General features: G+C 57.4%; 5 protein-coding genes. All 5 read left to right on the top strand.

Translation table 11 applies throughout. The features are described 5' to 3' along the window. Positions 1 to 8 precede the first annotated feature (8 nt). The 5 genes from BA6348_RS15025 to BA6348_RS15045 are packed head-to-tail and all read left to right on the top strand — an operon-like array spanning position 9 to position 22046. Positions 9 to 7709 carry an SDR family oxidoreductase gene (locus tag BA6348_RS15025; RefSeq protein WP_122952443.1) on the top strand — a complete coding sequence of 2567 codons (7701 nt, stop codon included), beginning with the start codon at positions 9 to 11 and terminating at the stop codon, positions 7707 to 7709. After that, complete coding sequence (locus BA6348_RS15030; RefSeq protein WP_122952444.1) at positions 7702 to 14703, top strand: non-ribosomal peptide synthetase; 7002 nt, start codon at positions 7702 to 7704, stop codon at positions 14701 to 14703. Before BA6348_RS15025 ends, BA6348_RS15030 begins: the two co-directional genes overlap by 8 nt. A gap of 29 nt (positions 14704 to 14732) precedes the next feature. Then, positions 14733 to 19127: a type I polyketide synthase gene (locus BA6348_RS15035; RefSeq protein WP_122952445.1), complete on the top strand. Its 4395-nt coding sequence runs from the start codon at positions 14733 to 14735 to the stop codon at positions 19125 to 19127. Positions 19128 to 19159: 32 nt separating this feature from the next. Continuing rightward, positions 19160 to 19639 carry a type II 3-dehydroquinate dehydratase gene (locus BA6348_RS15040; RefSeq protein ID WP_025848612.1) on the top strand — a complete coding sequence of 160 codons (480 nt, stop codon included), beginning with the start codon at positions 19160 to 19162 and terminating at the stop codon, positions 19637 to 19639. Further along, the gene (locus BA6348_RS15045; RefSeq protein WP_122952446.1) at positions 19629 to 22046 is read left to right on the top strand and encodes an excinuclease ABC subunit UvrA; all 2418 of its coding nucleotides are present in this window, start codon (positions 19629 to 19631) and stop codon (positions 22044 to 22046) included. Before BA6348_RS15040 ends, BA6348_RS15045 begins: the two co-directional genes overlap by 11 nt. Positions 22047 to 22065: the final 19 nt, after the last annotated feature.

Consider the following 22065-nt stretch of genomic DNA (forward strand, 5'->3'; position numbering starts at 1 on the left):
ATACGAAGATGGATAAATTGAAGAAGTACATTTACGAGCTGGTCGCAGACCGGAAGCTATCGGCCAAGGAAGCGACGGCATACATCACGAGCCTGCAAAAAGCAAGCGAAGCAAAAAGCGATGACATCGCGATTATCGGCATCGCCGGACGCTTTCCCAAGGCGAATACGGTACAGCAGTTTTGGGAAAACATTCGCTTTGGCCGAGAATGCCTCGACGACTTTCCTGTCCATCGCAAGGAAGATGGACAGGCGCTGTTTTCCGACCGGAGCTTTGCGCACAAACGCTTCAAAAAAGCGGGCTATTTGGATGAAATCAGCTTCTTTGATCCAGACATGTTTCGCATCTCGCCAAAAGAAGCCTTGTCCATGGAGCCTTATCAGCGAATCATGCTGGAGCTTGCCTATGAGACCATGCTCAATGCCGGCTACGAGACGCGGGAGATCAGCGGCTCCAAGACAGGCGTTTTTATCGGCAAAGACCATGTGACAGGGATCGAGTACCGCCACTACGTCAGCCCGGATATTTTCAGCCTGACCGGCTCGTGGCCGGGAATTTTGGCAAGCCGCATCTCGTACGTCTACAACCTGAAAGGGCCGAGCATCGTCTTCGATACATCGTGCTCGTCCGGGTTGGTAGGCGTTCATTTTGCATGCGAATCGTTGCGCAGAAATGAATGTGAGATGGCATTTGTAGGCGGCATCAGCGGCCTTTTCTATTTTCCTCCCGTTAAAGAAGACGGATCGCTCGATCAGGTCGAATCCGCCGAAGAGAAGATTCGCGCGTTTGACAAGGAAGCGACAGGCACGGTATGGGGCGAGGGTGGCGGAGGGCTGCTCTTGAAGCCGTTGTCCAGGGCGCTTGCGGACAACGACGTGATTTACGCCGTCATCAAAGGCAGCGGGATCAACAACAACGGCCTGTCCAAAGGCATTACCGCCCCCAACGGGGAGGCGCAGGAAGCGCTTTTGAAAAGCGTCTGGAAGCAGGCGCAGATCAACCCGGAAACGATCCGCTACATCGAAGCGCACGGAACAGGCACGGTGCTGGGCGATTCCATCGAATTACAGTCGATCATCAACGCCTTTCAAGCTTTTACGTCCAAAAAGCAGTTTTGCGGGGTCGGCTCGGTCAAGACGAACATCGGGCATCTGGTCGGAGCTTCCGGGATTGTCTCGCTCATCAAGGCAGTGATGATGCTCCGGCATGGGGAAATCCCGCCTTCGCTGCACTTCCAGTCGCCCAGCCCATACATGGACCTGACCAACTCGGCCGTGTTTGTCAACGACGCGCTGACGAAATGGGAGCAGCAGGACCAGCCTGTTCGCATCGGGATTAACTCGTTTGGATTCAGTGGAACGAATTGCCACGTTTTGCTCGAGGAACCGCCCAAGGCCGTCCGGCAAGCCAGCCGCGGACAAGACAGCTACTTGCTTGTCCTGTCGGCGAGAAGCGAGCAAAAACTCCAGGAGCTGGCGAAGCAATACCAGCAGTTTTTACTGGCAAACCGGGACGTCCACCTGGGGGATTTGTGCTTTACCGCCAGCGCGTCGCGCCATCATTATGCGCACCGGGCGACGATTGTGTTCGACAGCTATGAAGATTTGTTAGTGAAGGTAAATGAGCTGAAAACGGCGAACCGCGTATCCGCGTGGACGGCAAACCCGGCGATCCGCTACCAACGGCACGAAGTCGTGCCGGACAGCAAGCAGACAGTCGAGGCGTGGGAAATCAGGGAACGAGCGAAAAAATCGTTAGATAGGCAAGCAAACAAAGCGATCAAGGAATGGATCGGGAAGACATCTGACCAGAGGCTGATCTGGGAGCAGGTCGCGTCGCTGTACATACAAGGAGCAACCATTGACTGGGGGATGCTTTACTGTGGTGGCCGCAAGCTGGCGCTGCCGGGAAATATACTGGAGCGGCAAAAGTTTTGGCCCGCAGGCGCACAGCCCAAAAAAGCAGAGGCAGACTTTCTTTACCAAGTGGCCTGGAAGGAAGAAGCTCTGCCCGCCACGGACAGCGAGCAGCAAACGGCTTGCGATACGGTGCTGCTGATTGTCGATGCGGCAGATACAGCCATCTGGCGGGCGCTTTTTTTGCAAAAACACCAAGCGAGACGCCTGGTGACAGTCGAGCTGGGAGCGCGCTCTGCGCAAGTCGCGCCAGACTATTTCCAGGTTTCGCGCACGCTGGACGATATCGCCGCCTTTTGCGCGCAGCTCGATTTGGCGTCGCTCGCTCAGATTGTGTTCATGCCTCCGGCTCGCGCTGCACTGCCGGAGTCGTTGGCCGCTTTTCGCTCGGCCATGGATCAGACCGCCGGGTCGCTGCTGCTTTTCGCCAAAGCGCTCGCTACGACAGGCAAGCTGGCAAACGAAATCGACGTCGTCCTGCTGACGCAAAACGCTCAGGCGGTACAGCCGGGCGATGCGGCCTGCGATCCTTTTCACCATATGCTGGGCGGACTGGGAAAATCGCTTCGCCAAGAAAACTACGGCTTGTCCGTGCGCCATATCGACATCAGCCCGGACGGCTTCGCGCCTGAGCCGCTTTTCGCCGAGCTAGGGCGGAAAGGGACGGACTACTCCGTAGCGCTGCGCCAAAACCGTCGCTACATGGAAATTATCGAAAGAGCAAAGCAGACGGGCGCGCAGGAGGACGGCTTCGCGGTCGAAGCAGGCGATGTGTTTCTGATAACGGGCGGGCTGGGCCAGTTGGGAACGGAAGTATGCAAGTACTTGAGCCAGAAAAACAAAGTCAAGCTGATCGTGCTCGGCAAGACGATGCTGCCGGACCGGGAGACGTGGCCGGCCGTGCTGCGGGAGCCGTCAGACAAAAGCTTGGCGGATAAAATCAACGCGGTGCTCGCTGTGGAAGCGCTAGGCTCCACGCTTGACTACCACTGTGCAGACATATGCGACGAAGCGCAGTTGCAGCGAACCGTTCAGGCGATCCGCCAGACACACCAGCGATTTGCCGGAGTGATTCATTGCGCGGGCATAGGCGTTGGCGAACTGGAAGATGCGGCGCTCGGCGAAGCGGAGTTTGCGCGCAGACATGCCGTGAAAACAGACGGGAGCTGGCTCTTGTACACGCTTACGCAGGAGATCGACACCGGGTTTTACCTGTTCTTTTCCTCGGCGGTATCCGTCACGGGTGGACGCGGGGCGCTTGGCTATGCCACTGGCAATGCCTTTTTGGACGGCTGGGCAGAAGCGATCAGGCGGCAAGGCAAAAAAGTATTCTCCATCAACTGGGCTACGTGGGAGGAGACGGCCGAGCGGCTTTCGATGCAGGAGGAACGGCACGTTTTCCGCTTTCTGCCTACCCATCAGGCGCTGCAAGCGCTCGACTCGATTCTCCGCCGCCAAATGTTCCGGACAATCGTCGGCCAGTTCAATCAGGCGAACGAACTGCTGGAGCTTGCGCACATCTGGCCGTTCCGCTTGGCAGATGAAGTGAAGAAAGACGTGTTCCGCCAGACGGCAAAGCCGGGGCGTGCAGCCGCCGCACCTGTACCCGTGACGCTCAAGGAGCAGGACGGATTTACCGCGACGCAAAAAGAGCTGGCACAAGTATGGGCAGAGGTGCTCGGACTGTCCTCGATCAGCCTGTTCGACACGTTCCATCAGTTGGGCGGCGATTCGATCCACGCTGCCCAGTTGTACAAGCAGTGGAACGAGAAGTACCCGGGCACGCTTCACGTCGCAGACCTTTACCTGTATCCGACCATTTTTGAAATGGCGAACTACTTGGACGGCAAAAAGGCACCAAAGCCTGCCGCGCTTACCGTCGAGTCGATCCTCGAAGGGTACAAAACGAGCAAATACTCGCAGGAGGAAACCAAGCGGCTGCTGGAACAGTGGACCGCTTTTTCAGCAGGCGAGACTGCGCCGTCCGAACAAAAGGACGAGTACGCGATCATCGGCTACGCCTGCCAATTTCCGCTGGCGGAAAACGCCGAGCAGTTTTGGACCAACCTGACCGCAGGCGTCAATGCGATCCGCCCGTTTCCCGCCTCCCGAAGAAAGGATACCGACCGCTTTTTGAGCGCAACCCAAACCTACTGCCAGGGCGGCTACCTGGAACAGATCGACCGCTTTGACTCCGCGTTCTTCCACATCGCGCCCAAGGAAGCAGAGCTGATGGACCCGGAACAGCGCCTGCTTTTGCAAAACGTGTACGAGGCCCTGGAAACCAGCGGGCTTGGCGGGAAAAGCCTGTTCGGGACGAAAACGGGCGTGTACATCGGCAAAGACACGACCGGGCGCAACGAGTACAACAACATGATTGATATTCAGCACCCGCTGAAGGTCACCTCTGGCTCGACAGGCATACTCGCGAGCCGGATCGCCTATTTCCTCAATCTGAAAGGCCCTTGCCTCGTTGTGGACACAGCGTGTTCCTCGAGTCTCGCAGCACTGTGTCTGGCCGCCCAGGCTTTGCAGGCGGGGCAAATTGATGTGGCGATTGTAGCGGGCGTTTCTCTGGCCTATTTGCCGACGCAGCACAATTCGCTGATTGATTCCGCCGACGAGACGATTCGCCCGTTCGATGCGCAGGCAAACGGCACGATGTGGGGAGAGGGAGTAGGCACGATTGTGCTGAAGCGGCTCGATCAGGCGGTGCGCGACAACCACGCCATTCACGCTGTGGTCAAAGGCTCGGCGATGAATAACAACGGAGCGTCGAACGGAATTACCGCACCGAATGCGGAAGCGCAGGAAAAAGCGCTGGTCGAGGCGTGGCAGGCAGCCAAGATTGATCCCGAAACAATAACGTATCTCGAGGCGCACGCCACCGGAACGAGATTGGGCGATCCGATCGAGCTGAAGGGCATCGCCAATGCTTTTCGCAGATTTACCGATAAAAAGCAATTTTGCGGGGTCGGTACGGTAAAAGCGAACATCGGCCACCTGGTCGGAGCGTCGGGGATGGCTTCGGTCATCAAAATGATTTTGGCCTTCAAGCACGGGCAATTGCCCCCGGTCGCCAACTTCCGGCAGCCGAATCCGTTCATCGAATTTGCCGATTCTCCGGTCTATGTCAACGACAAGCTGCAGAAATGGCGTGCAGCCGAGACGCCGCGCCGATGCGGCATCAGCTCGTTCGGATTCAGCGGGACGAATTGCCATGTGCTGCTGGAAGAACCGCCTGCGTCCACTCCGGCGAAGCGCGAGAGCAGTCCGGGCTGGCAGCTTCTGGCGTTGTCGGCGAAGACGAAAAGCTCCTTGCGCGCGCTACTCAGCCGCTACGCCCGATACCTCAACGAGACGCCGGCGGTCGATGTGCCCGATTTGTGCTATACGGCCAATGCGACTCGCGGCCATTACGAGCACCGCGTAGCGATCCTGTTCCGCGATCAGGCCGAGTTGCGGGAAAAATGCAAATACGCGGACGCGACAGGGCTGGAAAATACGCAGGAGGCTGCCGAGCGCGGGATTTTCTACAAGGCGAGCCGCGTCATCGTGGACGAAAACGATCCGTCTGAAAACGGGATCATGGAGGAAGAAAAAGTCAAGCGGACGGCGCTCGCGGAAAGAACGATCCGGCAATACAAGGAAAACGGAACCGCGTTTGCGCTGGACAGCCTGCAAACCATCGCCGCCATGTACACGGACGGGGCCGATATCGAGTGGCAGCGCCTGTATGCAAAAGAGCAGCACCACATCATCGCATTGCCAGCCTATCCGTACGAATCGGTCCGTCACTGGATCGGGACCGGGCCGCAAAACTCCGAAGGCCCGGCGCAAACAACAGACACATGCTATCGCCTGCATTGGGTGCGCGACGACAAAGCGACAGCACCGTTGCGGCAAGCTGGCGCGAAACCGGGCACGTGGCTGTTTTTGAGCGGAACGGGCTACAGGAGTCATGAGTTGCTCGTGGAGCTACAAGCGCGGGAAGCGGATGTCATCGAAGTTGCTTTCGGCGCTGCTTTTGAAAAAGGCGGCGATCGTCAATACAAGATCGGCTCGGCGGACGATTTTCCGCGCTTGCTGCAAGAGCTGGCGCACCGGGACATTCGCCACATCGTCCACTGCATGGGCATGACGGAGGAGAAGCTCGCATGTGCGGACGACTTTCACGAGTGGGAAAACCGGAGCGTCTACAGCTTCTGCCAGCTTGTGTGCGAGCTGTTGAACCAGTCGTATCACCAGGAGATCAACCTGTATCTTTTGGGCGACCAGGCGTTTTCGGTGACCAGGCGAGAAGCCGCCTTGAACCCGCAGCACGCCGTTTTGTTCGGCCTGGCAAAAGTGGTCGCGCAGGAGTACCCGCAGTTGAAATGCCGCTGCATTGATCTGGACAGCGCTACTGCGCCGTCTACGCTCTGGGCTGAGTGGGAAGCGGGAGAGGAAGACTTCCAGGTGGCGTATCGGGAAAATGTCCGATATGTCGAACGGCTGGAAGCGCAGACGCTGCAAGCGGCAGAGCCGCAGGCCGTCTCCATCCGGGAAAACGGCGTCTACCTGGTTACGGGCGGGCTTGGCGATATCGGGCTGAAAGTTGCTCATTATCTCGGCAAAAAGCAGCCCGTGCACCTGTGCCTGCTCGCCAGAAGCGCCTTTCCTGCGCGCGAGCAATGGGCCGAAATTGTCCGGGAGCAGCCCCATTCCGCACTGGCGGGCCAAATCGGGCAAATCCGCAGCATCGAGGACAGCGGGTCCAGCGTAGAAGTGCATACGGTGGATGTGGCCGATGAGCGCAGGCTGGCCGATGTGTTGCAGACGATCCGCCAGCAATACGGTGCGATCCATGGTGTTTTCCATTGCGCGGGTGTGGCAGGCGAAGGTCTGCTCATCAACAAAGGACGAGCCAAAATCGCGCAAGTGCTCGCTCCAAAGGTCGTCGGCACCTGGCTGTTGGACCGTTACACCGAGCAGGACCGCCTCGACTTTTTTGTCCTGTTTTCCTCGGTAACCAGCTTGCTCGGCGGGCTCGGACAGGCGGATTACACGGCGGCCAACGCCTATTTGGACGCGTTTAGCGACTACAGGCAAGCCAAAGGCCGACAGAGCGTGACGATCAACTGGCCTGCCTGGAACGACACAGGCATGGCGGCGCGATACCGCATCCAGAAAGAGGCTTCGCCGTTTTGCGGCATGCATCCGGACAAGGCGATCGGCATTTTGGATGCGGTGCTGAGACGAAAGCTCGCGCGCGTCATCGTCGGCGAACTGAACGAGGCGCATTTTCAGACCCACCGCTATCCGTTGCCTTTTGCCATCTCGCCGGAAATCAGGAGCATGTTCGCGCGTCCTGTTGCTTGGGAGCCGGAGACAGCGGACGCCACACCGCTTGCGCCGATGCTCACAGGCAGGACCGACCACACGTACAGCGCGGTGGAAACGCGCCTGGCCGCCGTTTGGCAAAAAGTATTGGGGATCCCGGAAGCGAATGTGTACCAGTCTTTTCAGGAGGCAGGCGGAAACTCCATTCTCGCGACCAGTCTCGTCAAAGAAATCGAGCAGCTCTACCCGGGGCGGATCAACATCGCCACGCTGTTCGCCTATCCTTCGATTGCGAAAATGGCGGAATATCTGGAAAACAAGCCGAGTGCCCACGAGACGCCCCGCAAGGCCGGACAGAGCGAGACGGTCCCCTTGCAGGACAAACTGAGCGATTTTCTCAAGGGCAATGTTTCGATGGAAAACATATTGGACTACCTAGACCAGAAAGAGTGGGGAGAAGAAGATGAGTAGCCGAAAAGAGATGAATGACAGCATCCTGCAACTGCTGAAAGCGGGACATCTCAGCCAGGAAATGGCGGTTTCCATTTTGGAAAAGCTGAATCGCCATCCAGAGCGCAAGAGCCGTCAGGACATTGCTGTCATCGGCATGGCCTGCCGCTTCCCCGGAGCGAGCAGCCCCCAGCAGTTTTGGGACAATCTGGTCCAGGGAGTAAACAGCATCGGCTACTTTCCGGAAGAGCGGTTGCGCGATTTGTCCGGCTTCCTGCCAGAGCTGGAAGAGATGCTGGAGAGCGCCCATCACCAGGCTGGCTACCTCGATCAGATTTGCTGCTTCGATCACTCTTTTTTCCAGATCGGACAAAACGAAGCGCTGGCGATGGAGCCGTATCAGCGCCTGTTTCTGGAGACGGCCTACCACGCGCTGGAGGACGCCGGATACGGGGGAGCGAGGCTGAAGCATTCCAACACGGGCGTGTTTGTGGGACTGGAGACGGCTTACCAGTCCCATTATCGCTCGCTCTTGCAAAACGAAGATATTTCTTCGCTGGTCGGCTCGCTCGTGGGGCTGTTGTCCAACCGGATTTCGTATTTTCTGGACTTGCGCGGGCCTGCTTTCGTGCTCAATACGGCGTGCTCATCGGGGCTTGTCGCCTTGCATCAGGCGTGCACGGCCCTGGCGAACAACGAATGTGAAGCAGCGCTGGTCGGCGGCGTGAATCTGATGGTCATTCCGCAGGTGACCGGGAAGCTGCACGATCTGGAGACGTCGGACGGCAGAGTGAAGGCGTTTGACAAACATGCGGACGGAACGATCTGGAGCGAAGGAATCACAGCCGTGATGCTCAAGCCGTTGGCGAAGGCGCGCGAGGATCGCGACCCGATCTACGCGGTTATTAAAGGAAGCGGCGTCAATGCCGACGGCGCTTCCAACGGCTTGACCGCCCCCAATCCGGATGCCGAGACGCAATTGTTTTTGCGCACGTGGGAAAAAGCCAAAATCGATCCGCTGTCCATCTCGTACATCGAAGCGCACGGCACAGGGACGCTGTTGGGCGATTCGATCGAATTGCAGGCGATCAACGACGCCTTTCAAAAATCTGCGTCCCGGCCCCATGTGTGCGGGATCGGCTCGGTCAAGACGAATATCGGCCATACGGTTGCCGCATCGGGTCTGGCGTCGCTCATCAAAGTCGTGCTCGCCCTCCGGCACAAAAAAATTCCCGCTACGCTGCACTACCAGTCTCCGAACCCTTTTCTCGATCCGCGCAACGCTGCGGTCGAAATCGTGACCGAGCTAAGAGACTGGAAAAGAGGGGGCACCCCGCTGCGCGCAGGGGTCAATTCCTTTGGCTTCAGCGGCACCAATTGCCATGTCGTCGTGGAAGAGGCGCCGGAAAGCGACCGCCCGGAAACGGAAACAGAAGCGGAGCCGTTGCCGCCGGTGCATCTTTTGACGCTCTCCGCCAAAAGCAAGTCGTCCTTGGCGGAGTTGCTAAAAGCCTACCATTCCTATTTGCAAACTCACTCATCCATAAATCTGGCGGACTTGTGCTATACGGCAAACACGGGTCGCGGGCAATACGAAAACCGGGTCGCGTTCGTATTCCAGTCGATAGAAGAGTTGCGGCAGCAATTGCGCGTAGCCGATTTGTCCGGAGCAGAAGGGGCGAAAGACAAAGGAATGTACCTCTTTGAGAGTGCCGAATCCAGCCGTGACGGCAGCACTCCCGCCAGCTCTTTTGCTGGCTTGGGCGAGCATGCCGAGACTGACGGTGACGGCTGGCTGACGAAAGCGTCGCTGGAAAAGCTGGCGGAGCAATACGTCGCGGGAATGTCGATCCCGTGGGAGACGGTGTACCGCCAACCGCGGCAAAAGCTGAATTTGCCCGTGTATCCCTTTGAAAAAATCAAAATCTGGCCGACGGCGGACAAAAAAGCGCAAGGCCCTTTGCCAAGCGCATCGGGAACAAGCGGGCATGCGAGCGAAGCGCCAGCCGCACTACCCGCAGCCGAGCAGGCTCTCTATCAGCGCATCCAGTGGGTCCCTGCCGAGCCTTTGTCCACACAAGCACAGAAACGAGCGAAGGTGCTGGTCATCACCGACTCTACCGATTGGGGCTACGAGCTGGCCGACGCCATCGCGACGCACAGCGAGCGCGTCGTGCATGCCCGGCTGACGACTTCCTATCGCCAAGAAAGTGCCACCGAGTATGGGCTTACTTGCTCGCAAGCCGATTTTGAGCGGCTCATTCGCGATACAAGCGAGGCTGCTTTTAGCAAAGTCGTATTCGCGGTCGTAAAGGCGCCCGGATTGGCCAGCGACGATGCCGAGCAGCTTTTGCACGCGCTGTTTTTCTTGACGAAAGCATTGGCGAAAAATCGTCCTGCCCCCAGCGAAATCGTCTTGGTCGGGAAAAACGCCCAGCGGGTTCTGCCGGACGATCACACCGTCCAGCCGGAGTTCGCGGCCTTGTTCGGAATGGGAAAAGTCATTCGCGAAGAGTACAGCGCACTTCCTTGCAAGTGCATCGACTTCGACGATGCCACACCTGTCAGCGACATCGCGGCGGAAGCGTTGGGCAGTAGCGGACATTACCAGATCGCGTATCGTTCTGGACAAAGATACTATCCTGAGCTGGCGCCATTGGATTTGTCTGCGGTCGGCGACAGCGGCCTGCGCTTCAAGGAGCAAGGGGTGTACGTCATTACAGGCGGCACGGGCGGCATCGGCCTTGCGCTTGCGAAGCATATCGCCCAGCACCACCGGGTGAAACTCGTTCTCATCAGCCGCAGCGCATTGCCCGAGCGTGCCCTGTGGGACGAGTTCAGCCAGCACGAGCACGATAAGCAGGGCAGGCTGCTTCACCATCTGCAAAGCTTGGAGAGCAACGGCTCCCGGGTGTTTACATACAGCGCCGACGTAGCCAACCGGGATGAGATCGCCGCGGCTATCCGCGACATCTACCGCATCCACGGAAAAATCGACGGCATCATCCACGCAGCAGGCTTGCCGGGCAGCGGTCTGCTCGTCGACAAGGACGAAGCCGATTTTTCGGCCGCGCTCGCTGCCAAAATCAGAGGGACGCAGCATCTGCACGCGCTGACGCGGGAAAATCCGCCTGAGTTTCTCGTGCTGTTTTCTTCCATCGCGGCGGTGGTCGGCGGGATTTACTTGGGCGATTACGTCGCCGCCAATTGCTACCTGGATGCTTTTTCCGGCGTCGCAAGCGCGCCCACGCGAATCATCGCGATCAACTGGACGACGTGGATGAATACAGGCATGGCGAAAAAGGCAGGAGCGAGCCTCGATGCTGCTTTTCGCTCCCTCTCGCCTCGCCGGGCGGTCAAAGCGTTCGAGCATGTTCTCCGTAAAAACTTGTCCAACGTCGTCATCGGGGAAATCAACACGGACAATGACTTGTTCTGGAACAGCAGCCTGCCGATCGCGCTTGCCGCGGGGATTCGGGCGAAAATCAAGCTGCCGGAGGTCGAGATTCAGGTAGAGCTGACGGGCCGGGCGGATGGCGGCTATACCGAGCTTGAACGGCAGCTTGCGCAAATTTGGGGAAACGTCTTCCGGCTGCCAACGATTGATATACACGATCAGTTTTACGAACTGGGCGGAACCTCGATCATGGGCATCAAGATCGCCAACCGGACTAACGAGCAATGCCAGGTCACCCTGTCGGTGCAGGATGTGTTTACGCATTTAACCATCCCGGACTTGGCCGAGTTTGTCTCGCAAAAACAACGGGAGCGAAGCGGGGAAGACGCTCCGCAGCAAAGAGAAGCAGCGCCAGACCAGCGGATCATGCCGCTGTCGCACGCACAGCGACGCATATGGTTTTTGCAAAAGATGACCCCCGAGCTGGTCGCCTACAACTTGCCGTTTATTCGCACGTATGACATGGCCATTGACGTCGCGCTGTTGGAGCAGGCCGTCGCCTATCTCGCAGACAGACACGTGATGCTGCGCACGAGGTTCACTCTGCAAGACGGAAGTCCTGTGCAAGAAGCGCTGCCGAAGTACCGTCCGGAGATCCAGGTGATCGACGCGACGAAGCAGCCAGACCAGGCGCTTTTTGTGGAAAAAAGCATTCATGAGCAGAAAATGCAGCCGTTTGATCTGGAATCGCCTCCGTACCGCATCTATTTGTACCAGCTTGCCAAGGAGCGCTTTTGCCTTTACGTCAATTTTCACCATGTGATTACGGACGGCTGGAGCATCGACATTTTTTACCGCGAGCTGTTTGGCATTTACCAGTCGCTTTTGCAAGAGCAGCCCCCAAGGCTGACCGAGGCGAAGCCCGATTACTTTGATTGGATTGCTGCCCAAAAAGAATGGGAAACGAGCGAAGAGTTTGCCAAGCACGAAAGCTACTGGCTTTCCGAGCTTGCCAAGCCGTTGCCTACGCTGTCGCTGCCGACTGACAAAAAACGGCCGCCCGTCCAGACGTACAACGGTAGCTACCACAAGTTCGAAATCAGCGGAGCGCTTTATGAAACGCTCAAGCGCCACGTCGAGCAGCAGCAGATTACGTACAGCAACGTTTTGCTGAGCGCCTACTTCCTGCTGCTGCACAAGCTGTCGCAGGACGACGAGCTGATCGTCGGTGTACCTACGGCTGGAAGAAACCAAAAGAAATGGGAAGAAGTAGTGGGGATATTCATCAACACTTTGTGCATTCGCCTTTCTTTTCAGGACGTCGCGACGTTTGCCCAGTTGCAGCATGCTGTCCAGCAAAAAGTGTGGGCGGCGATCGACAAAGCGCAATACCCGTTTGACCTGCTGGTGGAAAAGCTTAATCCCGAGCGTGATTTGGCGCGAAATCCCGTCTACAACGTGCTGTTCCAGTTTTTTGACAAGCTGCATCTGGAAAACGACGGGATCAGCCAGTTTGAACTCAGTTGTCTCGCGAAGGAAGGCGATCAGCGGATCGAGATTTCCTTTGAGTACAACTCGGACTTGTTTGCGGACAGCACGATCCGGCAGTTTGCCCGCTTTTTCCTGCACATTCTCGCGCAAGTGACGGAGCGTCCGGAAATGCCGATCAAAGAAGTGGCTTTGCTGACTGGCCCCGAGGCGGACGAACTGCTGCACCGTTTTCAAGGGGCGCACCTGGACTGGCCCGAGCCGCTGCCGCTCCACCAGCAATTTGAAGCCCAGGCGCAAAAAACGCCGCATGCGATCGCGCTGGTCTGCGAAGAGCAGCAGATGACGTATCAGACGTTAAACGAACAGGCCAATCAGCTCGCCTGGCTGCTCATCCGCAAGGGCGTCGGCAAACGCGTGCCCGTCGGCATTTTCGTCGACAGAGGTTTGCAGTCCGTCGTCGGCATCCTCGCTGTGTTGAAAGCGGGTGGCGCCTATGTGCCGCTCGATCCGGGCTATCCCGAGGAGCGAATCGCCTACATTCTCGCTCACAGCGGAGCCAGACTGCTTTTGACCGAAAATCGCCTGCTCGAAAAAGCCGGGCGGATCGGACAACAGCAGCAGGTCGACATCGTCAATCTGAGCGTGTTCCAGGAAGCAGCCGCGACGGAGGCCGCTTTCGAGACAACTGCCAATCCGCCGACGGAAAGCAGCGGCGCTGACTGGATGTATATCATGTACACCTCCGGCTCGACAGGCAAGCCAAAAGGCGTGCCGGTTACCCATGCCAACGTCCACAATTTTGTGGCGTGGAGCATCGCTGACTTCCAGTTGCGATCAGACGATGTATTCATGCTCGTCACGTCCATCAGCTTTGACATCTCGGTCTTTGAAATCTTCGCCGCGCTGCTATGCGGAGGGCAGCTTTGCATCGTGACGCAAGAGCGGCTCCGGGATATGGACGGATTGCTCGCGTACATGGAGACGCAGCAAGTTTCGGTTTGGCATTCCGTCCCGAGCTTGATGGTACAGCTCACTACGTTTTGGAAAGCCAACAAGGAGCGGTACGGTCATTCTCCCGTGCTGCCAGCGCTCAGGCATGTGCTGCTGGGCGGGGAAGCGTGGAGCTTCGCCCTGGCGAAACAGGTGCGGCAGATGCTGCCGTTTGCCGACATTCGCAACATGTACGGACCGACCGAGACGACGATCTGGGTGTCCAGCTACAAGGTGGAGCCAGACGCAGACGCCCCTTATGGAGCTGTACTCATCGGCAAGCCGATTGCCAATAATCAAATCATCATTTTGGCTCCGGACGGCAACGTTTGTCCGCCGGGCGTGATCGGTGAAATCTACGTAGCAGGCCGAAATGTGACCAGCGGCTACTTCCAGGACGAGGAACGGACGAGACAAGCGTTCATCCGGCGAGCCAGCGGCCAGCTTTGCTACAAGACAGGCGATCTCGGTCGATACTTGCCGGATGGCAACATCGAATTTGTCGGCAGAAAAGACCAGTTGGTAAAAGTGCGCGGCTACCGCATCGAGCTTGGCGAGATCGAGCATGCGCTCCGGGATGCCGCGCCGCTTCAGCAGATCGCCGTGACGACGGTAAAAGACGGGGAGACAAGCAAAATCGTTTGCTACTACACAGCAGACAGACCGCTGCCGATGGGCCAATTGAAGGAGTACGCGCGGAAAAAACTGCCGGAGTACATGGTTCCCGCCCAATTTTTCCATGTCGAGCGATTTTGGCTGACTCCGAACGGCAAGATGGACTGGAAGGCAATGGAGCAACATTGCCAGCAGTTGGACGCGGGGCCTCTGTTTTCGGAAGTCCGGGACGACGTCGAGCAAAAGCTCGCGGAAATATGGAGCAGGCTGCTTGGCGCGCCTAGCATCGGGATTCACGACAACTTTTTTGACATCGGCGGAAATTCCTTGCTGATCGTGCAGTTGCAGGAAATGATTCAGACGGAGCTGTTCCATGAGCTGTCGATTGTGGAGCTTTTCCAATATACGACGATCGAAAAGATAGCCGAACAGATCAAAAGAACGGCCGTGAACCGATCCAGCGTGGAAACGGGACAAAAAAGAGCGGAGCTGCGCAAAAAACGAAGAACGATGCGAAGCTAGGGAGCCGTTTGGGGGAAAGGAAAATCGGAATGGAAAATGCACATGCGCCAAGCGAGAAAATCGCGATCATCGGCATGGCGGGAAAATTTCCGCAAGCCGAAAATATTCGTAAGTATTGGAACAACCTGGTGGACGGCGTAGAAGGAATCCGCTTTTTCACAAAAGAGGAGCTGTTGGAGTCGGGCGTAGACCCGGCTCTGCTCGCTCGGCCGGACTACGTCCCCGCTTGCGGTCAACTGGCAGGGATCGAATGGTTCGATGCAGCCTTTTTCCACTATACGCCGCGGGAAGCCGAGATTATGGATCCGCAGCAACGGCTGTTTCTGGAAGCTGCCTGGAATGCCCTCGAAGATGCCGGACAAAGCGTGTCGCAGCTTGAGGGTGCGGTGGGCGTGTTCGCCGGAATCGGCGCGAACAAATATGTGACGCATGTGGTCAGTCGCCCCGACTTGTTGCGCATTTTGGACCATCGCCAAATCGAGGTCGGAAACGACAAAGACTTTTTGACGACGCGGGTTTCCTACAAATTGAATTTGACTGGCCCGAGCTTTTCCGTTCAGACGGCTTGCTCCTCCTCGCTGGTGAGCGTGCATCTGGCGTGCCAGAGCCTGCTGAACGGGGAGTGCGACATGGCTCTGGCAGGAGGCGTGTCCGTCCAGTTTCTCGACAAGCACGGCTATTTGTACAAGCAGGGGGGCATCGAATCGCCGGACGGACATTGCCGCTGCTTCGATGAAAAAGCGGAAGGGACCGTCTTCGGCGACGGCGTGGGCGTCGTTGTGCTCAAAAGGCTGGACGAGGCGCTGCAAGACAAGGATCATATCTACGCGGTCATTAGCGGTTCGGCCATCAACAACGACGGCGCAGGCAAAGTCGGATACACCGCGCCTGGATTCGAGGGCCAGATTCAAGTCATTTCCGAAGCGATGGAAGTGGCCGGAGTGACTCCGCACGAGATCGGGTATGTGGAAGCGCACGGCACGGGGACGAAGCTGGGGGACCGGGTAGAGATTGCCGCCCTCAAGGAAGTGTTCAAGGAGCGCGATCCGGCCGATCCGTGTTACATCGGCTCGGTCAAGGCGAATGTGGGGCATTTGAACACCGCTTCCGGCATCGCGGGCCTGATGAAGACCGTTCTCGCCATCCACCACGAAACGATTCCGCCGCTCTTGCACCTGCAAAAGCCGAATCCGCAGCTCGAATTGGAAAACAGCCCGTTCCGCTTGAATAACACCCCGGTAAGGTGGCAGGCGGATTCGGGAAAAAGAGTGGCAGGCGTCAGCTCTTTTGGCATCGGCGGGACCAATGCGCACGTCATTGTCGAAACGGCTCCAAAGACGCCCGCCCTAGAAGCGGCGAGCGAGTGGAATCTGCTGGCGATTTCGGGGAAAACCAGTGCGGCGAGACAGCGAAACTATGAAAATGTGCTGGCTTATCTCCGCGAGAATCCCGAGGCAAGCTTGTCGCAAGTCGCCTACACGCTGCAAACGGGCCGGGAGCATTTCGATTTTCGCGGGATCGTCCTGTGCCACACGGAAGAGGCGGTTGCCCATCCGGATGCGCTGCGGCTTGTTTGCAGCGAAACGGAGGAAAGCGCGGAAAAGAAAGCGGTCGTCTTTGTCTTTTCCCCGGCGGGAATCGCGTGTGGAAGCACGGCCCGCGACTTGTATCGGCAGTTCCCTTTCTTCCGCGAGCAGATGGACCAATGCTTCCGGTTCGTGGAGCGGGTGCTGCGGCTGGATGCCAAAACATGGCTGGAAAACGATTCGCCCCATGGCCCAATCGCCCAATTCATCCTGGAATACTCGCTGGCGCAGCTATGGCGTCACTGGGGAGTGACACCAAAAGCGCTGGCAGGAGATTGGCTCGGAGAATACGTCAGCGCGTGTCTCGCAGGCGTTTTGGCTTGGGAAGACGCTTTGAAGCTGCTCTGTTTCCGTGGGGACTGTGCTTATGCCATCGCGCTTGGCAAACCGGGCATTCCGTTTTTGTCGAACAGAAGCGGCACGTGGATCACCGAGGAGCAGGCCAGCTCCATGGACTATTGGCGGGAGCTGGTCAGCTTTTCCGGTCAAGGGGTGGATGTGGCTAGCTTGCCTGTGCTCTCCCATGTGCAAAAGCCGGTATTTCTCGAAGTCGGCCCAGGGAAAACGCAGCTTGAACGGCTGGCAGCAAGCGAACGGTTCCGTTCCGCGCCATTGCTGCCGTCCTTGCCCGCCCCCGGAGAAAACGAATCGGCCTGCAAGACGATGCTCGCTTCGTTAGGGCGACTGTGGCTGTACAAGGCGAACATCCGCTGGAAAAACGTCCATGCGCCAGCGCACCCGAGCCGCCTCCCGCTGCCGACCTACGCTTTTGAACGGAAGTATTACTGGATTGAGCGGGCGTTCGCTGCGCCTGCGGAGACGCTTGGCAATGAAAAGCGTCTGCCTCCCTCTACGCTCCTGATAAGACAGGGCGGCGAGTTCATCCAGGACGGCCAGGCCAGCTACACGTTACAAGCGCACCAGATGCGGCAAGTAGAAGAGTTGTTGGCGAGCTTTGCTGCTGATTCTCCCGGAGAAAAGCTCGCACCGCTCGCCAGCGCTTCGGCTTCCGCTCCGGCCACCGAGCAGCAGCCGCGCAATCAGCGTCAGGAGGACATGGCTTCGTGGCTGTGCACAATTTTGGAGGAGTTGCTCGGAAAAAGCCCGATCAGTGTGGCAGACGACTTTTTTGACCTGGGCGGCGATTCCGTGACGGCCATCCAGTTCGCTTCGCGTCTGAAAGAACATCACATTGAGATTGCCTCCGATCTGCTGTTTGATTACCCGACGATGGAGGAGCTGGCGCGGCAGATTCGGCTGGGGAGCGACAGCAAGCCGTCCACGGAAGCATTGGCGGGGGATCACCCGACGATGGAGGAGCAGCAGGCGCGGCAGGTCGGGCGGGAAAGCGACAGCCAATCAACCACAGGAGCATTGGCGGCAGATGACCCGACGCAGGAGCAACAGGCGCGGCAGATCAGCCTGGAAAGCACCAGCCAGCCATCCGCCCCAAGCACGCTGTTCTACAACGTCGACCAGGCCGACCAGGAGATTTTACTGCGTACAGTGGATACACGGGAAGTCGAAAGCGTCTATCCGCTCACCTTCATGCAGTTACTGGTCCTGAACCACAACATTTTGCACGCGCGGCAAGGCACGGTCAGCCTGCTCGCGTTCCCGATTGCAGAGGAGCTTAGGCTTGACCATTTCCGACTGGCCTGGCAGCGGGTTATCGACCGCCATTCCGTGCTGCGGACTGGATTCATCTGGAGAAAAATATCGCATCCGGTTCAATTCGTGAAAAGGCATGTCGACGTTGCCATCGACGTGCTGGACTGGACGAAGCTGTCTGCGGACGAGCAAAAGCAAGCTTTGGCCGAATGGATCGCGCAGGAACGGCAAAAGAGCTTCAAGGTGGACGAAGTTCCGCAAATGCGGTTTCAGCTCATCCAATACGACAAGGCAAGCTACCAGTTTGTCTGGACGTATCAACATTCCTTGTTTGACGGCTGGAGCATGAATCTCATTTTGCAGGAAGTGTGGGCGAACTATCAGCTCGGCGAAGCGCTCATCCGCGAGCCGCAGACGCCCGCGACGCCTTTCCTCGATTATGTCAAGTGGCAAAAAAGGCAGGACGACCAGGAAGCGCGGCAATTTTGGACAGGGGAGCTGGGGCCGTTCCGCTATCGCGAACAGCTTGTGCCGACGACACCGAGCCAGCGCAGCGGCTATGTAAGCGCCGTGAAAAGTGTTGCTCTGGCACAAGACGAGGTCTATACTGTAAGAGAATTTTCCAGAAAGAACCAAATAACGCTAAATACGGTAGTCTTGGGCGCGTGGGGCTTGGCGCAGGCGCGACTGCTCGAACAGCGCGACGTCCTGATCGGGCTGATGACATCGGGACGCGTCCCGGAAATCGGGCAAATGGACAAAATGGTCGGACTGTTTACCAACAGCTTGCCCGTCCGGCTGACCTACAACGACGCGGACCAGGTCAAAGAGTGGTTTGTCGCCTTGCAGAAAAAAATCGTGCGCATTCGCCGCTACGAGCATATTACGTTGCAGCAAATGGCGCAGTGGTCGCAAATTCCGCTCGATTTTTTGCAAACCGTCATCAATACGCGCAGCCTGGTTTATACGCACTTTCCGTTCCAGACGCAAGCTGGCGAGCAAAAGCCGTTTCAGGCAAAGAGCAGCGGGCAGCTTCACCTTCCGCTGCGCCTGTTTGTCAACCCGTCCGAGGACCGCTTCACGCTCCGGGCGGAATACGACAGCAGTCAATTTGCCCACGATGCGGTCGCGCAACTGCTGGAGGAAGTAAAACGTCTGGTAGTGGCCGTCCCGCGAGCTGACGGGATTGCCGATTTGTGGGCAGAGGCAAAAAATCAGATGAAGTAAGGCGCATGCCACGTAGGAGAATGATAAACGCTATGAGAATTGCAATCGTAAACGGACCGAACATGAACCTGCTCGGATTGCGGGAAACCGCGATTTACGGAACCGTCACCTGGAAGCAAATCGAGGACAGGCTGTACAGGCTGGCGGGCGAGCTGCAAGTGGATGTCCTCTTTTTCCAATCCAACCACGAAGGCGAAATCGTCGACTTTTTTCAGCAGCAACTGCACGACCTGGACGGCGTGGTGCTGAATCCGGCGGGATTTTCCAAGACCGGTTACTCGATACTCGACGCGCTGGCCGCAGTCGGCGTTCCCTATATCGAGGTGCACATGTCCAACATTTTTGAACGGGGCGGCTGGCATGCCGAATCAATTTTCTTCGCCAACGCTGTGGGCCACGTGATCGGCTTGAAGGCCAATGTGTACGAGCTTGGCTTGCGAGGGATCGCGCAGTACGTAAAAGAGCAGCGAACATCGATCAGTGGGAAGGAATGGAGAACGGGTGCACATTGAAGTCTACAACGCGAAGCTTCACAATCTGAAAAACATCACCACGACGATTCCGAAGCATCAGTTTATCGTCGTCACGGGAGTTAGCGGCTCGGGGAAATCCAGCTTTATTTTCGACACCTTGCACCACGAGGGGCAGCGGATTTACTTGGAGGCGCTGGGCATCGCGCACGATGTCCTGCACTACGACTCGTTTGACATGATTCAGGGACTCAGCCCGACGATTGCCGTGCAGCAGCGAACTGTCAGCAATCTGAATCCGCGCTCGGTCGTCGGCTCCGTCACCCGCATTTTGAACCTGCTGGCGATCATTTACGCCCAGGAAGGACAGCGGGCAGGCAAGGAGATAGCCTCGCACCAGCCAGACGAATTTGTGCCGGGGCTGTTCATGTTTAACTCCCCGCATGGCTCATGCCCGGCCTGCGGCGGCAGGGGAAGTGTCGTCGAGGTAAACGTCGAGAAAATTTTGCCGTCGGAGCGCGAAACGATTGAACGGTGGCATCAGTTCGCCTACCAGTTCCCGCACGCGAAAAAAGAGGAAAAGGAGTACGTGTACAAGCGCCTCGATAATTTCAGCAAACATTTTCAGGTGAGCGCGGACACGCCTTTTGCCGAGTTGCCGCCGGAAGCGAAGGAAGCGTTTTTGCATTATCGGCCGAAGCGGACGCAGAGCAAAGGCCACCTGATTTTTTACGGAGTCACTGTCGTCATTGAAGAAAAGCTGAAAAAGATCAATCTGCAGCAATTTCCCGATCTGCAGACGACGCGGCCGTGCACGAGATGCCAAGGGTTCCGGCTCGGGCCAAAAGCGCTCTCGATTACGATTGGCGACAAGCATATCGGACAGCTTTGCCAGATGAATGTCAGCGACCTGGCGGCATTTCTCCGCCACTACCAGACAGCGCGGCCGCATACCCCGTTTATTGCCCACTTGCTCGGAGAGATTTTGCGCAAGCTGGATTGCCTCGAAACGGTCGGCTTGTCCTATCTGAACCTGTATCGCGAAATCCCGACGTTGAGCGGAGGGGAGACACAGCGGCTGCACATCATGTCTCACCTGTCGGCAAAGGTCGATTCGATCATCTACATTTTTGACGAGCCGACCGCCGGGCTGCACGAAAAAGAAAAAGAAAAGATCATCGAAAGCTTCCATCGGCTAAAGCAGCAAGGCAACACGGTCATTGTCGTGGAGCACGATGAAAGCGTCATCAAGCACGCCGACTACATCATGGACTTCGGCCCTTTGGCTGGCCAACTCGGCGGCTCTATCGTCTACCAGGGGAGCTACGCCGGCTTTCTCCAGTCGCGCGAATCAATCACGGCCCAGTATTTGCGGAAGAAAAAGCACCCGCCAAAAGAATACGCAAGCGGCGTGGACGCATCCGCTCCCAAGCTGTCGATTTGCAACGCGCGCACGAACAATCTGAAAAACATCGACGTCGATCTTCCTTTGCGTGCCATCGTCGGCATCAGCGGGCTGTCTGGCAGCGGCAAAAGCTCGCTGGTGATCGACACGCTTATCCCTAAGCTTCAAGCAGCGTTGAAAGCAAAAGCGGGCAAGCAAAAGCAGTTGCTGGAGGAAGAAGAGCACGACAGCGATTACGCCCATGCGCACGCCGATGCCCGGCTGGAAGGCGCGGAAAACGTCGATGGCTGCATCGTCGTCACGCAGAAGCTGGCGCGGCGCCATGAAAACTCTTGCGTCGCCACGTTTTTGGGGGTGTGGGACCACATCCGGCAACTTTTTGCCGCGCAGGAGGAGGCCATCGCCCGGCAGTTTACGCGCAGCTCTTTTTCGTTCAACTCGACAGGCTCGTGTCCGGTTTGCAACGGAAACGGGCAGATCAAAAGATGGCTCGGGCAGTTGACGTTCAGCGATCCGTGCCCTTCCTGCCGCGGCAAGCGATTCAAGCAGGAAGTAATGCAGGTTCGCTACAAAGAGCGCACGATCTCCGACATTTTGGAGATGTCGATTTCCGAAGCGCACGCGTTTTTCTCTGACCACGCCAAAATCAGCAAGATGCTCGGCACGATCGAGGAACTCGGCATGGGCTATATTCTCATCGGGCAAAGCCTGACGACGTTGAGCGGGGGAGAAGCCCAGCGGCTGAAACTGGCGCGTGAGCTGGGAAAAAGCAGCAAGGGAAGCTTTCTGTACATTTTGGACGAACCGACTGTCGGCCTCAGTTACTACGACACGGAAAAACTGCTGGTCATTCTCGGCAAGCTGATCGCCAGCGGACATTCCGTCCTGCTCATCGAACACGATCCGTACGTGCTGTCTTACTGCGACTATTTGATCGAGCTTGGGCCAGGCGCGGGGCACAAAGGCGGCGAGGTCATCGCCAAGGGAACGCCGGAAGAGATCAAGCAGTTCGCTTGCTCGATGATCGGTCCGTTTTTGGACTAAACGGCACGCTTGCTTGCAG

The sequence above is a fragment of the Brevibacillus agri genome, from assembly GCF_004117055.1.
Classification (GTDB): domain Bacteria; phylum Bacillota; class Bacilli; order Brevibacillales; family Brevibacillaceae; genus Brevibacillus; species Brevibacillus agri.

Coding starts and splice junctions, on each gene's coding strand:
- BA6348_RS15025 (WP_122952443.1), top strand. CDS start 9: ATGGATAAATTGAAGAAGTACATTTACGAGCTGGTCGCAGACCGGAAG.
- BA6348_RS15030 (WP_122952444.1), top strand. CDS start 7,702: ATGAGTAGCCGAAAAGAGATGAATGACAGCATCCTGCAACTGCTGAAA.
- BA6348_RS15035 (WP_122952445.1), top strand. CDS start 14,733: ATGGAAAATGCACATGCGCCAAGCGAGAAAATCGCGATCATCGGCATG.
- BA6348_RS15040 (WP_025848612.1), top strand. CDS start 19,160: ATGAGAATTGCAATCGTAAACGGACCGAACATGAACCTGCTCGGATTG.